Genomic DNA, 13,338 nt, shown 5'->3' on the forward strand with positions numbered 1-13,338 from the left:
GGGATTCATGGACGATCAGCGATCAGCACCGAGTCGTGGCGCCGCGTTGGTCAGGGCGTGGGGCGGAACACCCGGCTGGTTCACCGTCGCGTCCCTGTTGCTCGCGCTCGTCTGGTTCCCGTTCCGCCTGTTCCTCGACGGCGGCGATCCGCTCGCGCTGGTCGTCGCGAGGGCTGCCCTGTACGGCGTGATCTGGGCCCTGATGATCCCTGTGTTCGCGTGGCTCAACGGCCGGAGGAAGCCGCGCCCGGCGAGCCTCGTGGACCGGCGCGGGGCCCTCGTCGGCCTCGGTGTCGGGGTGCCGTACTACGGCGGGCTGATCCTGCTCTGCCTGATCACCGGCAGGTCGTGGGTATACACGATCAGTTTCGGACTGGTGCTGGCCGCGATCGTCACTCTCGCGGTCCGCGGCCTGCGCAAGCCCTCAGAGCCCTGAGGCGGCCATCCGGGCATACCGCTCGGCGATGTCCGCGCCGGCCGGCCCCCGCATGAGCGCCAGCTCGTAGAACACCGGCGCGCACGCCGCGACGATCACCGCCCGGGCGTCGGCGCCGGCGCGGATCTCACCCCGCTCGGCGGCCCGGGTCACGACGATCCCGCACCGCGCGAACCGGTCCTCCCAGAACTCCCGCAGCGCCCGCTCGGCCGCCGCCGACCGGAACGACGCCGCGATCAACGCCTGCGTGACCGAGGGCTGCTCCGCGAACGCCGCCACCACCTGCCGGTTGATCGCGATCAGGTCGTCGACCAGGGAACCCGTGTCCGGTGGCTCCCAGGCGTCCTCCCGGGCCGCGTCGAAGCTGTCGGCAAGCAGCCCGCCGACGTCGCGCCACCGCCGGTAGACGGTGGTCCGGTGCACCCCGGACCGCTCGGCGACGGCGTCGACGGTCAGCGCGTCGAAGCCCTGCTCCAGCAGGATCGCCGCGACGGCGTCGAGGACGAGCGACCGGTTGCGCGCGGTGCGGCCGCCGGGCCGTTTTTCTCTGGACACGGCCTAATGCTACATGTGTAGTGTTAGGGCATGACAGTCGAACTCGAAGAGGGCTGGGCCCCCTACGCCGTCGCCGGCGACGCGAGCGGCGACATCTGGTTCACCGTGCTGAACCCGCCCGGGCTGGCCCGCGTCGGCCCCGGCATGCGTCACGAGCCGACCGGGGACGGCCGGCCGATGCTGCTCAGCGTCACCGGCGACACGGTCTGGTACACCCGGTCCGACGACCGCCTCGTCCGCCGCGACCCCGGCGGCGCCTCCACCGAGATCGCGCTGCCCGAGGGCTCGGCGCCCTACGGCATCGCGGCCCGCGGCGACGACGTCTGGTTCACCGCGCCCGGCACCAACCGGATCGGCCGGCTCGCGGACGGCGACCTGAGCTGGTTCGACATCCCCGTCCCGGAGTCCCGCCCGGCGATGCTCACCCTCGACCACGACGGCACCCCGTGGGCCGCCCTCAACGGCGCCGGCTGCCTCGCCCGGGTCCGCGACGGCGGGGTCGAGATCGTCGAGCTGCCGGAGGGGTCGGCGCCGGTCGGCATCAGCCCCGGGGTCTGGTACGCCGACATCGCGGGCGGCGCGGTCGGCCGGGCCGGCTTCGATGGCGCCGTGCAGCACTTCCCGCTGCCCGACCGGGCGTCCCGCCCGCACGCCGTCGCCACCGCGGCGGACGGCTCCTGCTGGGCCACCCTCTGGGGCACGCATCAGCTGGCCCACATCACCCGCGACGGCGAGATCACCCTCCACGACCTGCCCGGGAAGGAACCGCACGGACTCTGGGTGACCGGGAAGGAGGTGTGGGTGGCGATGGAGAGCGGCCTGCTCGCGACGGTCGCGATCTGAGGGCGACATTCGTCCAATACCGAGCGGCCCCCGCTGCCGGAGAGTCGGCAGGCATGAACATGCACGTGGTCCACGACGGTTCTCCGCACGAGCCGCCGCTGCTGCTCATCCACGGTTCCGGCGCGTCCGGCGCGAGCTGGGCGCCGATCGTCCCGGCCCTGGCCGCCCACCGCCACGTCATCCGCGTCGATCTGCCCGGTTGTGGTCAGTCCCCGCCGGTCGGCAGCGCCACCGTTCCCGAGCAGGCGGGCCGGGTCGCCGCGCTTCTCGACGATCTCGGCCTGCGTCGCGTCGCGGTGGCCGGGCACTCCAGCGGCGGTTACGTGGCGGTCTCCCTGGCCGAGCAGCGCCCCGATCTCGTGAGCCGGCTCGCGCTGATCAGTACCGGTCCGAGCCTCGACGCGTTCCTGCCCGAACCGCCCGTCCTGAAGCTGCTGCTCGGGCCGCCGCTGGGTCGCATGCTGTGGGCGTTGCGCTCGGACGCCATGATCCGCCGTGGCATCACCGCCACCGCGGCCCGGCCCGTCGACATCCCCGCCGCATGGGTGGCCGACATGCACGGACTCCAATACCGAACCTTCCGGACGATCACCCGCCACGCCACGGAATTCCTCCGGGAACGCGCGGTCCCCGTACGGATGAAGGCTCTTGATCTGAAGGGGTTGGTGATTTTCGGGGATGCCGACCCGCGCTGGGATCCGGCATCGGCTCACGACTATGAATCAACGGCGGGGGTACGGGTGGAGATGCTGGCCGGTGTCGGACACCTCCCGATGCTCGAGGCCCCCGGTGAAACGAGCCGGCTGCTCCTGGCCGGAACCGCTTAGGGTGAGGGGATGCCGTCGATCGACTGGGCGTGGGTAGACGTCGCGGTCCCGCATCCGTCGCAGACATGTCCCGGCATCCGCATGGCCGGTTTTCATCAGCGCGCCGACACGCTCGTCGACATCACGATGGTGGCCCACCCGGCCGTCACCGTCATCATCGACCTGACCGGAGGGGGCGGCTTCCGGCTCGACCACGCCGGCCGCCGCCAGACCGGAAGCGCCGTGATCGGCCTGGCCCCGCGTGACCTGCGCGCCTCCGGAGGCGTCGGCGAGTGCCTGCAGATCCGCCTCGACCCGGCCGTGGCCGCGATCGGAGATCTGGGCGGCGGCACGATCCGCCTGGAAGATCTCTGGGGCCGCAACGCCGACCGAGCCGAAGACCGTTTGCGATCAGCCGCGACCTGGACCGAACGCTTCACGATCGCCGCCGCGATGATCGGGCCCGGCCGCGTCCTCGACCCGGAGGTGGCGCACGTCTGGCGGACGGCACGGAAGACCCGCGGCCGCCTCCGCGTCGAAGCGCTCGCCGACGAGGTCGGCTGGAGCCGCAAGCGTCTCTGGTCGCGTTTCCGCAGCCAGCTGGGCATGAGCCCGAAGCAGGCCGTCCGCCTGATCCGCTTCGACCACGCCGCCCACCTCCTCGCGGCGGGCCGGCCCCCGGCCACCGTGGCGGTGGCGAGCGGCTACACCGATCAATCCCACCTGCACCGCGACGTCCGGGACTTCACCGGCCAGACCCCGGCCCGGATAGCGGCCGCCCCCTGGCTCGCGATCGACCCGGTGGCCTGGCCGTCACGGTGATAGGGGCGAATCAGTATGGCGCATTCCATCGATCTGCGTCATTGAATAGGGGCACCCGTTCCCTATTCCCCGGAGGAAGCCATGCTGCTCCGCAGACTCGCGGCGGCCGTCTTCGCCGTCCTCGCCGTCGCCGGCGTGCAAGCGGTCACCACCGCCCCCGCCGCGGCCGCGCCCCGAATCCTCTACTACGACGCGAGCCAGGCCCAGGAATTCAGGGCCGTCGTCGCGCAGGGCGCCCAGATCTGGAACAACAGCGTCACCAATGTGCGCCTCGAACCCGTGCCGAGCGGCCGCACCCCGAACATCCGCGTCTACGCCGACAACGGATGGCCGCGCGCCTACACGCAGTCGCTCGGCAACGGCTACTGGTACATGGGCCGGCAGGCGGTCAACCAGGGCTACTACCAGCCCCGCATCGCCGCGCACGAATTCGGTCATCTGCTCGGCCTGCCGGACCGCCGCACCGGCCTCTGCACCGACCTGATGTCCGGCAGCAGCGCGCCGGTGAGCTGCACCAACCCCAACCCGAACAGCACCGAGCGGGCCACCGTGAACCGCAACTTCGCGACCGCGGCGGCGACCGAGGCACGCGTCTTCACCTGGGCCGGCTGACCGGTTCTCATCCGGCTCGCGTCTTTTCACCCGGCTCGCGTAGGGGAGGGGTCCCGCCTCCCCTGCGCGACCCGCCAGGATGGACCGCATGAGGATCCCCGCCGGCACCGAGCGCCTGACCTTCCACGCGATGACGATCGACGACCTCGGCGACATGGCCGCCCTGCTCGGCGACCCCGAGGTGATGCGGCACTATCCACGGCCGAAGAGCCGCTACGAGGCCGAGAACTGGATCACCTGGAATCAGGACCTCTACGACCGCGCCGGGCACGGCCTCTGGATCATCCGATCGCGGGGGACCGGCGAGTTCCTCGGCGACTGCGGGCTCACTCCGCAGGAGGTGGAAGGCAAGATCGAGATCGAGATCGGCTATCACGTACGGCCGGAGCACCAGGGCCGCGGCTACGCCTCCGAAGCGGCCGCCGCCTGCCGCGATCACGCCCGCGACGCCCTGGCCGTCCGGCGCCTGATCGCGATCATCGCGCCCGCCAACATTCCGTCGCAGCGAGTGGCGGAGAAGATCGGTCTCGGGTACGAACGTGACATGGTCTACGGCAGGACGGGACAGCAGGTCCGCATCTACGCCGATCCGGTGGCCTCCTGATGGCCGCCGATCCGATCCTGGCCCGCATCAACGAGGCGGTGCAGCTCCACCACGCCCAGGGCCGGCGCGACGACGCCCGCGACCTGTTCGCCGCGATCTGGCAGGACATCGCCGGCGAGCAGGGCGACCCGCTGCACGTCTGCGTGCTGGCCCACTCGATGGCCGACGTGCAGGACGACGTCCACGACGAGCTGCTCTGGGACCGGCGTGCCCTGGCGGCGGCCGCGCACCTCACCGACGAGCGGGTGGCCGAGGCCGGGGTGCCCCTGTCGAAGGCCGCCCTCTACCCGTCCCTGCACCTCAACCTGGCCGACTGCTACCGCAGACTGGGCGACCTCGACAGCGCCCGAACCCACCTCCGCGAGGCGCACGACCGCATGGACGCCCTAGGCGACGACCCCTACGCCCAACTGATCAGGACCGGTCTGACAACCCTGACCCACCAACTCGGCGAACCGTAGGCCCTCCCACCGCCTCGCACCCCACCCATGACAGCGAGCGCCGACGCCGCCTACGCGGTGGCGGGCCGCGCCTGGACCGCCTGACGTCCGGCGGTCCGCATTGCCGGCACGCGGCGCAGCCGGCGGCGGGGTTGCGCCGCGCTGGCAGGATGTCCGGATGCCGAAGATCGCCAAGCGGTTGCGGATCGCGCTCGTGGTGCTGCTCGCCGTCGTGGCGGGTCTCTGGCTCGGCAACAACTCCACGCTCGTGAGCAGCGGCGGCGAGCCGTTCCTGATGGCGCATCGCGGCCTGGCGCAGACCTTCGACGTGGCGGAGGTGCAGGCCGACACCTGCACGGCGCAGGTGATCCACCCGCCGAGCCATCAGTATCTCGAGAACACCATCGCCTCGATGCGCGCCGCTTTCGAGGCGGGCGCCGACGTCGTCGAGTTCGACGTGAAGCTGACGCGCGACGGGCAGCTCGCCGTCTTCCACGACGCCACCCTGGAATGCCGCACGAACGGCACCGGGACGATCGGCGACCACACGATGGACGAGCTGCGCCGACTCGACATCGGATATGGCTATACGGCCGACGGCGGCGCCACCCATCCCTTCCGCGGCAAGGGCGCCGGGCTGATGCCGACCGCCGCCGAGGTGCTCGACGCCTTTCCCGGCCGCGAACTGCTCATCCACCTGAAGAACGGCGACGCCGCGGACGGTGAGGCCCTGGCCGCGCTGCTCGCGCCCCGGCCGCAACGAGGACTGCTCACCGTCTATGGCGAGGACGCCGCCGTCGACGCCTTCCGCGCCGCGCTCCCGGACGTGCGCGCGACCTCGAAGGCCATCATGAAGAAATGCCTCATCGGGTACGAGGCCACCGGCTGGACGGGCCACGTCCCCGCCGATTGTCACAACATCCAGTTCCACCTGCCCGAACGCGTCGGCCGTTTCCTCTGGGGCTGGCCGAACCGTTTCGTCGACCGCATGGCCGACGCCGGCACCCGCGTCATCCTGACCGCCGACGGAGGCGATTTCTCGGCCGGTTTCGACACCCCCGCCGACCTGAACCGAATCCCCGACGGCTGGTCGGGCGGCATCTGGACGAACCGCATCGACCTGCTCTGAACTCGTCGCCCGGCGCGTGTGTACATCCCTTGACGATAGGGGGCCACGTCGTGACAGCTCCGCTGGTCGCGGCCGCGCGCGACTCCACGACCGGCGTCACCGGCTTCGGCCTGGCCGAGGACGCCCACCAGATCGCCGCGGCTCCTGAGCGGTGTTCACGCGGAGAAGGCGGTGCTGGACGCCGCGGCGTTCGCGGACGCCAACGACCTCTGGCGCAAGGGCAAGGCGAAAGTGCTCGTGGTGAACGGCCCGGTCGGTGTCCTCGGGGAGACCGGGGAACTGACCGACTACATCAACGTCTATCGGAACGAGCGTGGTGGCGTACACGGCAGCCCTGGAGGCGCACCTTGATCGACTTCACGGAAAGCCTTGCGGCGAACCCGCCGACGCCGTCGTGGACGCGGGACGTCGCGCTCGCCGTCGCGAAGCCGCGTCGGCATCGTCTCGGCGAGCCGTCCCCTCGCCGTTCTCGCCGCGGGCGAGGAACAGGTGGTCGAGCGGGCGGCCGGCCATCCGTTCGGCGTGGTGCTGGTGCCGTCCTTCGCGGATCCCGTTCTCGTCGGCGACGAGGAGGATCTGCGCGCCGCGTTCGGCACGCCCGTCGACGTGAGTCCCTTCACCGCCGACGACCTCTGGTTCTGCACGATCTGAGCCCGTGCCCCGCCGGGATTGCCGGAGGAATCAGCGGGCGGACCAGCCGCCGTCCGAGGCTATCGTCTGGCCGGTCACCCAGCCGGCCTCGTCGCTGAGTAGCCAGGCCACCAGCCGGGCCGCGTCGTCGGGTCTGCCCCAGCGGCCGCCCGGATTGGCCGCCGCGATCGCCGCGCGGATGTCGTCGGTGGGCCATCCGGTGTCGTTCGGGCCCGGATTGACGCAGTTGACGGTGATGCCTCGCGGCATCAGGTGGACGGCCAGGCTTCGGGTCAGCTCGTGGAGGGCGGCCTTCGAGGCGATGTACGGCAGTTCGCCGGGCATGGCGCCGTGGTACTGACCGGAAGTGAACAGGACGATGCGGCCACCCGGCCGGGAGTCGTCGTGCTGGGCCGCGAACGCCTTGGCGAGGAGCAGCGAGGCGCGGGTGTTGACCGCGTACGTCAGATCCAGCTCGTCGGCGGTCAACTCCTCGAGCGACTGCCGGACGCCACTGCGGGTGTGATTGGCGACGATGCCATCGACGTACCCATGAGCTCTTATCGCCTCCGCGACCAGCTGCGCCGGGGCCGCGGGATCGCTCAGGTCCAGCGACACGTGGGTGGCGCCGAGCTCGGCCGCGAGCGCCGCCGGACCCTCCTCGTCGGCACCCCACCGCTGCTCGGCGTCGTAGGGCGCCCACGAATGCAGCACCACCGAAGCCCCGTCGGCGACGAGACGCCGCGCGATGGCGGCACCGATCGCCATCCGGCGGCTGGCCCCGGTGACGATCACGACGCGGCCCTTCACGGCGCGCCGATCCGATCCGCGACACGCACCTCCGGCATGTCCGCGGGAGAGGCCGGCGCGCCGCCGGTGAGGTCGGTCGAGAAACCGAGGGTGCATTCCGGACAGTCGAGGTCGATGTCGCCGGCCAGGATCGGGATGAGGAAGTACCCCTGATGGCACACATCGCCGCAGAGCTGGGACCACACGTCGCCGGCCGGCTCCACCGCGGCACGCGTCAGCAGATCGTCGATCGTCACGCCGCGATTCTGTCGTACCCCCGGCCTAACATCTGCCCCATGATCGAGGACCTGCTCAGACGGTCGGCCGCCGACGACGACGTCGCGGCCGAGCAGCTGGCCTCCACCGACCCGTCGTCGCTGACGCCGCATCACGGCCTCATGCTCGACCTCGGCCTGCTCTGGCCCGCGCGCCTCTACCGCGCCGCCGACGCCGCCACGATCGACAGGGTCGTCGCCGAGATCGACGCCGGTCAGGAGCATCTGCGCCTCAACCGCCTGTTGCTCATCCTCGCCCACAGCGGTCATCCCCACGCCGAGCAGGCATTTCGCCGCTGGTCGGCACAGCCGCCTCCCGGTGCGGACGAGCTTCACGTGCCGCCGCTCGCCTACACCCGCGAGGGCGGCTGGACGATCGATCCCGGCGGCGCCCGGCGTGATCTCTGTGCGGACACCGCCTTCGAGCTGGGCCTCGCCGACGGCGCCCCGAGCGGCAAGACCTGCCCCTGGTGCTCCTCGCCGATGTGGGTGGCGGCCGACCTGCCCGCCGAGACCGTCGCCACGACGCTGCCGCACACCGGCTGGCAAGGCCGTCTCGTGTTCGAGACGTGCCACTTCTGCGCCTGCTACGAGACCCTGTTCAGCCGGGTCACGCCCGACGGCGGCGCGCAGTGGTGGCCCGGCAACACCAAACCGCACTACCTGCCCGACAACCCCGAGCCCGAAGATCCACCGACGGTGCGAGCGGCCATCGGCCCACGACGGGAAAGTCCATTTCTGATCAGCGCCTGGAATTCCGGCGGCTCCGCCCTCGGCGGCCACCCCGACTGGATTCAGGACGCCGAACACCCCGACTGCCCCGGCTGCGGCACGGCCATGCACTACGCCGGCTTGATCAGCGGCGCCGACATCGACGACGGCGAAGGAGCCTACTACCTGCACATTCACGCGCCCTGCGAGTTCGCAGCGGTCAACTACCAACAATCATGATCATGGGTACGAGGGCTCGACCCGCCCCCAACCGCATCATCCGCGTCCCGCCCGCACGACGCGGGCGAGCCTGCAACGCGAGGCCGATGCGCGGCCGCCGGTGGTAGGTGCGGGGAGGGCCCTTGACGCCCACGATCACCACAACGGAACCCATCCACGGGGCGACAGGCGCGCACCCGGGGCCGGTCCGCGGCGCTCGGTCCACGGCGTGGCGCCGGGCGGTTCGCGGCGCTCGGTCCACGGCGAGGCGGTGCGGCGCCGGCCCATAGCGGGCAATCCGCTGGCCGGCGGCGGCTGGCACAACCGTGGCATCGGCTGCGGCCGTCCTGCGCGAGGCCGTGCGACATCGGGGCGGGAGCGGAAGAAGGCCGACTGCTCCGGTGTCAGTCCGGCGATACTTCGGCGCGGCGCCGCACTCGTAGCATGGATTCGCCCTGACGGCCGGCCATGCCGAGGATCGGGGGCGGCCATGCCCTACCGGGATCGAGAAGTGCGGCGCCGGCACCAGGTCTCCGCCGCCCACCGCAAGCGTGTCCGCAGGATCCGGATGACGCTCCTGACGGTCTTCCTCGTCTTCTACGTCGTCGTCCTGTCGGTGGTCCTGTTTGGCTGGCCGGTCGATCAGATGCCGATCACCAGCCAGCGCGCCCTCGCGGTCTCCTTCGACAAGCTCCGGCATCCACTGACCCGGTCCGCGGTCGTCGAGATCGGTGCCGCGGGCGTCGGCGACCCCGCGGACCTCGCCGTATGGGTCAAGCGCGATCCGCACCACGCCGGTGGCCAATTCCCCGCTGACCAGGTGATCCTCACGGCGATTCCGCTGGTCGGCAACTCGGTTCTGGTCACCGCGACGGTGGACCCGTGGGTGCCCGAACGTGTCGACTCGGGGCTCTACGAGGAGACCTTGGTCCTGTCCGCGGGCGGCAACTGGACGGAGATTCCGCTGATCATCGGGCTCGGTAAGCGCAGCGGATGGTGGGCCGTCACCGCGTTCTTCATCATCGCCACCGGCGCCGCGCTGGGCCTGACCGTCAAGTGGATCACCGAACGGCTCACCCCGCAGGCCGCCCTCATGAGGAGATTCGACGCGCTGCGGCGGACGATGGGCTGGGGTGCGGACGGGCGTGACCTGCCGCTGTCCGCCCGGCTGCGGCTCAATGAGCTGGAGGACTACATCCTCCGTCAGGACCTCAGCAGAGCCGAGCGGGCGTTCTCCCAGCTCGACCCGCTGCGCAACGACGCCGCCGTGCTCGCGAGCCAGACAGCGGTCCTCTACGACCAGCTCGATTCCCTATCCGATGCGATCGAGCGATGCCGTGGAACGTTGTCCCACGACGATCGAGCGCTGGCCGACGCGGCCGTCGATGAGGCGCACCGCACTCTCGTGGAGGCGCAGTCCCTGCCCTGGCCGAAACAGACCGCGGAGATCCGGACCGCGCTGGGCACGATCCGGGACGACCTGGTTCTCGCCGGGCACGTCATCGGGTCGTTCCTGCGGTCGCCGGCGAACAAGAAGCTCCGTGAGGCGATCCGATATCTGCAACGCGGGCGGAGCGCCGCGGCCAGGAGGGCCTATGCCCTTCGCGACACCGCCGAGACCGAAGTGCCACTGCCCGGCGCGTCGGGCAAGGAGGCGTCACCGCCACCCAGGGAGGCGGAACCCGCCTGGCTGGACGACCTCGCGCCGGTACCGGTGTTCTTCCGTTACGCCCGGACCTTCGCCGGTGCCGCATCGGTCGCCGTGGTGTCCCTCGTCGGCCTGAAGACCCAGTACCTCGACAATCCGGGTTTCGACAGCAACCTCTCCTCCTGGGTCATGCTCGGCCTCTGGGGCCTGGTGGTGGAACTGAGCGGCGTCGCCGTCGTCGACGTTCTGGCGCGGCTCGGTAGCAGCGCCGCAGCCGCCACCGCCCGGCAGGCGATATGACCCGGCGGGCGTCTGGCGCGCCGTCTCGATGAGAAGCTCCGGCGTCGCTCGGCGGATCGTCAGATCGACCAGCGGGGCTTCTCGGTCAGCAGGCGGCGGCAATGGGTGAGCAGCTGCTCGTCGTCGGAGACTTCGGCTGGGCCCAGGCCGATCTTCGTGAGGTTGTGGCGGGGTGTCAGGGCCAGCTCTGCCTGGACGTAGCGCTTCGCGTAGGCGCCCATGCCCGTCTCCACCCAGAGTTCGGCGATGCGGGGGCGCAGGCGCGGTGCGTCGTTCCAGATCGGGCCCAGGTGGCGGGCGCTGCTCGGGTTGCCGGTGATGCGCCACAGGGCTCGGGCCGCCGCCACCGTGACCGGCGCGGGGGAGCGGCCCTTCAGCAGGCGGGTCAGGCGTGGTGCTCGGTCGGCGGCCCGGGAGTTGAGCTCGGCCAGGCCGTCGACGGCCGTCACGGCGTGCTCCGGGGAGTCCAGGTACCTGTCGTACACGGCCGCGGCGTCGCCGGCGTCGCCCGCCACGAACCAGATCGCGCGGGCGGCGGCCAAGGCCAGGGCCGGGTCCTCGCTGGTCAGCGTGGTGCGGATCTCGGCGGCCCGGGCCATCATGGCCCGGCCGGTGCGGGTGAGGCGGTCCAGGCCGGTCAGATCCAGGGGCTCCTGCATGAGGTGGTCGGCGGCCTCCGAAGGGGCGACCGAGACCAGGGCCTCCAGCAGACCGGCGCGATGCGCGTCGAAACGCCAGCGTTCGGCGTACGCATCGGGCCGGAGGCCTCGAAGCCGGCGGCGGAGCGTGCGGCCCAGCCCACGCGCGCGGACACCGAAGCCGGCGATGCACTGATGCAGGTCACGGGTCTCCGGCGCGTCGTCGAGGAGGCGTTCGAGGATCGGCAGGACACGCTCGTCGCGGAGGCAGGCGAGCATTTCGACGGCCGGGATGAGGCTGCCCTGGTGGAGGAACGGCTTCGCGCCGGACAGGGTGGCCCAGACGGCGTCGGCGGCCGGGCGGGCGACCTCGCCGATGCCCTGGAGCAGGCGCAGCGACGCGGCCCGGACCTGCGCGTCCTTGTCGAACAGCAGCTCGGCGGCCCGGCCGACGAGGGGACCGTAGGGTCCGCGCAGACGCTGCACCAGCGTACGGGCCTCGTAGAGCGCGTCCTGCTTGGCGTCCCACGCGTCCATCGCCAGCATCTCGTGCAGCAGATCCAGATGCGCGGTCACGTCGTCGCGATAGCTGAACCGGATCGCGCTGACGACCTGGTGGTAGCCGGGCGTCCACTGCCGGGTCGCCATCCGCGCGCCGGCCAGCAGCGGCGCCGCCATGTCGACGACCGGTTCCGGTTCCCGGTTCAGGCCCTCCCGGTACGCCGCCAGAACGGTCTCCCGGGCCCGCGCCACGTCGAACGGCGGCGGGTTGTAGAGCGCCATCAGCTCGGTGAGCGCGGAGATCCGTACCCGAAGATCTTGATCGGTGTCCGCAACCGACGCCAGCCAGACCTTGGTCAGCTCGTAGCCGCCGCCCACCGCCCCGGTGATCACGCTGGTCCGCAGCAGCGTGAGCCGCACGTCCGCGTCCGATTCCTCGGCGAAGCGTTCCCACAGGTCCCCGGTCGGGTTGGTGATCAGCCGGTAGACCGCGCGGATCGTGTACGCCGCGGCGTCCCGCACGATCGGGTCCTCATCGAGGAGCAACCCCGACAGACCGTCCCACTGGGCCAGGGTCCGCTTGGCCGTCAGGGTGCGGCCGGCCATCTGCCAGGTCCGGTCGGCGCCCGCGAGATCGCCGACCAGCCGGAGCGTCTCGCCGCGCAGCCGCTGCGACTCGTCGGTGACCAGGTCGAGCAGGAACGGCAGCGCCCACACCACCCACGGCCGGACATCCTCACCGTCCGGCGCGATCCGGTACAGATCGCGCAGCGCCGTGGCGTCGCCCTCGGCGAGACGGGCGAGCAGGCGGGGTACGGCTGAGCCCTGTTCCAGGGAGGACCAGTCGATGTCGTGCAAACCCGCGAGCGCCGTCATAGGGCTAGATCATGGTGGCCACGGGAGGGCGACTTCAACCGGGTCACTGCGGAGAGGGATAAGTGGCCGAATCGTGACGTTCCCGGCCCCGGGTGACGGTGGTTGCCGGGGCTGCTCGCGGGTAATCGAGGGCACCAGCCGCCGTGGGAAGGAGACCACGTTGAACAGCACCCGTTTCGTGTTCCTCGATAAGCCTCTGGAGACGACCCAGGTCGGGCCGGACGCGTTCGTCGACTCCTATCCGACCGTGGCGAAGCCGCAGTTCGAGGTGTCGCGGGCCGGCGACACGGTCCGGATCCAGCTGTCGGCGCAGGACGCCGGATATCAGACGGCTCTCGAGTGGCCGTCCGAGGAGGCCGCGCCGGTCGAGCTGGGTCCGGCCGTCCTCCAGGCCCTCGACGACGCGGGCGGCAAGAAGTCGCGGGACCTGGCCGAGCAGATCCGGGCATTCATCGGAGAAGCGGAGAAGTGACGACGAGGGCCCGTCGCCGTGCGGCCGCGGGC

The 13,338-nt window shown here is 71.4% G+C and carries 17 protein-coding genes; 13 read left to right on the forward strand and 4 right to left on the reverse strand.

Annotated elements, in window-relative coordinates:
- Positions 1 to 7 precede the first annotated feature (7 nt).
- Positions 8 to 436 carry a hypothetical protein gene (locus AB0G10_RS26665; protein WP_360927110.1) on the forward strand — a complete coding sequence of 143 codons (429 nt, stop codon included), beginning with the start codon at positions 8 to 10 and terminating at the stop codon, positions 434 to 436.
- Here the strand turns inward: AB0G10_RS26665 and AB0G10_RS26670 are convergent.
- Positions 425 to 991, reverse strand: a complete 567-nt coding sequence (locus AB0G10_RS26670) for a TetR/AcrR family transcriptional regulator (protein ID WP_360927112.1) — start codon at positions 989 to 991, stop codon at positions 425 to 427. The two genes, AB0G10_RS26665 and AB0G10_RS26670, sit on opposite strands and share 12 nt — an antisense overlap.
- Before the next feature lie 30 nt (positions 992 to 1,021).
- On the opposite strand from AB0G10_RS26670, the gene AB0G10_RS26675 reads away from it, so the two are divergent.
- From AB0G10_RS26675 to AB0G10_RS26715, 9 genes are all read left to right on the forward strand, one after another.
- Positions 1,022 to 1,834, forward strand: coding sequence for a hydrolase (locus AB0G10_RS26675; RefSeq protein WP_360927115.1), 813 nt, complete (start codon positions 1,022 to 1,024; stop codon positions 1,832 to 1,834).
- 53 nt (positions 1,835 to 1,887) lie between these two features.
- Positions 1,888 to 2,661: an alpha/beta fold hydrolase gene (locus AB0G10_RS26680; protein WP_360927118.1), complete on the forward strand. Its 774-nt coding sequence runs from the start codon at positions 1,888 to 1,890 to the stop codon at positions 2,659 to 2,661.
- Positions 2,662 to 2,670: 9 nt separating this feature from the next.
- Positions 2,671 to 3,462, forward strand: coding sequence for a helix-turn-helix domain-containing protein (locus AB0G10_RS26685; RefSeq protein ID WP_360927121.1), 792 nt, complete (start codon positions 2,671 to 2,673; stop codon positions 3,460 to 3,462).
- Positions 3,463 to 3,543: 81 nt separating this feature from the next.
- On the forward strand, positions 3,544 to 4,074 hold the full coding sequence (locus AB0G10_RS26690) for a snapalysin family zinc-dependent metalloprotease (RefSeq protein ID WP_360927124.1): 531 nt from the start codon (positions 3,544 to 3,546) through the stop codon (positions 4,072 to 4,074).
- Between the two features lie 88 nt (positions 4,075 to 4,162).
- Positions 4,163 to 4,678, forward strand: a complete 516-nt coding sequence (locus AB0G10_RS26695; protein ID WP_360927126.1) for a GNAT family N-acetyltransferase — start codon at positions 4,163 to 4,165, stop codon at positions 4,676 to 4,678.
- Entirely contained in the window at positions 4,678 to 5,139 is a 462-nt protein-coding gene (locus AB0G10_RS26700) for a hypothetical protein (protein WP_360927129.1), read from the forward strand. The genes AB0G10_RS26695 and AB0G10_RS26700 overlap by 1 nt, the downstream gene beginning before the upstream one ends.
- 157 nt (positions 5,140 to 5,296) lie before the next feature.
- Positions 5,297 to 6,247 carry a glycerophosphodiester phosphodiesterase family protein gene (locus tag AB0G10_RS26705; protein WP_360927132.1) on the forward strand — a complete coding sequence of 317 codons (951 nt, stop codon included), beginning with the start codon at positions 5,297 to 5,299 and terminating at the stop codon, positions 6,245 to 6,247.
- A 171-nt stretch (positions 6,248 to 6,418) separates the two neighbouring features.
- Positions 6,419 to 6,598: a hypothetical protein gene (locus AB0G10_RS26710; protein ID WP_360927135.1), complete on the forward strand. Its 180-nt coding sequence runs from the start codon at positions 6,419 to 6,421 to the stop codon at positions 6,596 to 6,598.
- Positions 6,599 to 6,616: 18 nt separating this feature from the next.
- The gene (locus AB0G10_RS26715; RefSeq protein ID WP_360927138.1) at positions 6,617 to 6,898 is read left to right on the forward strand and encodes a hypothetical protein; all 282 of its coding nucleotides are present in this window, start codon (positions 6,617 to 6,619) and stop codon (positions 6,896 to 6,898) included.
- A gap of 30 nt (positions 6,899 to 6,928) precedes the next feature.
- Here the strand turns inward: AB0G10_RS26715 and AB0G10_RS26720 are convergent, their stop codons facing one another.
- Together AB0G10_RS26720 and AB0G10_RS26725 are read right to left on the reverse strand one after the other, a co-directional pair.
- Entirely contained in the window at positions 6,929 to 7,672 is a 744-nt protein-coding gene (locus tag AB0G10_RS26720) for an SDR family oxidoreductase (RefSeq protein ID WP_360927141.1), read from the reverse strand.
- An 11-nt stretch (positions 7,673 to 7,683) separates the two neighbouring features.
- Positions 7,684 to 7,923, reverse strand: a complete 240-nt coding sequence (locus AB0G10_RS26725; protein ID WP_360927144.1) for a hypothetical protein — start codon at positions 7,921 to 7,923, stop codon at positions 7,684 to 7,686.
- A gap of 39 nt (positions 7,924 to 7,962) precedes the next feature.
- Here AB0G10_RS26725 and AB0G10_RS26730 point away from each other — a divergent pair, with 39 nt between their 5' ends.
- Both AB0G10_RS26730 and AB0G10_RS26735 read left to right on the forward strand, forming a co-directional pair.
- Positions 7,963 to 8,892, forward strand: a complete 930-nt coding sequence (locus AB0G10_RS26730; RefSeq protein WP_360927147.1) for a hypothetical protein — start codon at positions 7,963 to 7,965, stop codon at positions 8,890 to 8,892.
- Between the two features lie 208 nt (positions 8,893 to 9,100).
- Positions 9,101 to 10,819: a hypothetical protein gene (locus AB0G10_RS26735; RefSeq protein ID WP_360927150.1), complete on the forward strand. Its 1,719-nt coding sequence runs from the start codon at positions 9,101 to 9,103 to the stop codon at positions 10,817 to 10,819.
- A gap of 59 nt (positions 10,820 to 10,878) precedes the next feature.
- Here the strand turns inward: AB0G10_RS26735 and AB0G10_RS26740 are convergent, their stop codons facing one another.
- Positions 10,879 to 12,834, reverse strand: a complete 1,956-nt coding sequence (locus tag AB0G10_RS26740; RefSeq protein WP_360927153.1) for a hypothetical protein — start codon at positions 12,832 to 12,834, stop codon at positions 10,879 to 10,881.
- Positions 12,835 to 12,994: 160 nt separating this feature from the next.
- Between AB0G10_RS26740 and AB0G10_RS26745 the strand changes: the two genes are divergently transcribed.
- Entirely contained in the window at positions 12,995 to 13,306 is a 312-nt protein-coding gene (locus AB0G10_RS26745) for a hypothetical protein (protein ID WP_360927156.1), read from the forward strand.
- Positions 13,307 to 13,338: the final 32 nt, after the last annotated feature.

It is taken from the genome of Actinoplanes sp. NPDC023714 (assembly GCF_040639855.1).
In the GTDB taxonomy this organism is placed as follows: Bacteria; Actinomycetota; Actinomycetes; order Mycobacteriales; family Micromonosporaceae; genus Actinoplanes.

What these genes read in the sequence shown, in the direction of transcription:
- AB0G10_RS26665 (WP_360927110.1), top strand. Translation starts at nt 8, where the DNA reads ATGGACGATCAGCGATCAGCACCGAGTCGTGGCGCCGCGTTGGTCAGG.
- AB0G10_RS26675 (WP_360927115.1), top strand. Translation starts at nt 1,022, where the DNA reads ATGACAGTCGAACTCGAAGAGGGCTGGGCCCCCTACGCCGTCGCCGGC.
- AB0G10_RS26680 (WP_360927118.1), top strand. Translation starts at nt 1,888, where the DNA reads ATGAACATGCACGTGGTCCACGACGGTTCTCCGCACGAGCCGCCGCTG.
- AB0G10_RS26685 (WP_360927121.1), top strand. Translation starts at nt 2,671, where the DNA reads ATGCCGTCGATCGACTGGGCGTGGGTAGACGTCGCGGTCCCGCATCCG.
- AB0G10_RS26690 (WP_360927124.1), top strand. Translation starts at nt 3,544, where the DNA reads ATGCTGCTCCGCAGACTCGCGGCGGCCGTCTTCGCCGTCCTCGCCGTC.
- AB0G10_RS26695 (WP_360927126.1), top strand. Translation starts at nt 4,163, where the DNA reads ATGAGGATCCCCGCCGGCACCGAGCGCCTGACCTTCCACGCGATGACG.
- AB0G10_RS26700 (WP_360927129.1), top strand. Translation starts at nt 4,678, where the DNA reads ATGGCCGCCGATCCGATCCTGGCCCGCATCAACGAGGCGGTGCAGCTC.
- AB0G10_RS26705 (WP_360927132.1), top strand. Translation starts at nt 5,297, where the DNA reads ATGCCGAAGATCGCCAAGCGGTTGCGGATCGCGCTCGTGGTGCTGCTC.
- AB0G10_RS26730 (WP_360927147.1), top strand. Translation starts at nt 7,963, where the DNA reads ATGATCGAGGACCTGCTCAGACGGTCGGCCGCCGACGACGACGTCGCG.
- AB0G10_RS26740 (WP_360927153.1), bottom strand. Translation starts at nt 12,834, where the DNA reads ATGACGGCGCTCGCGGGTTTGCACGACATCGACTGGTCCTCCCTGGAA.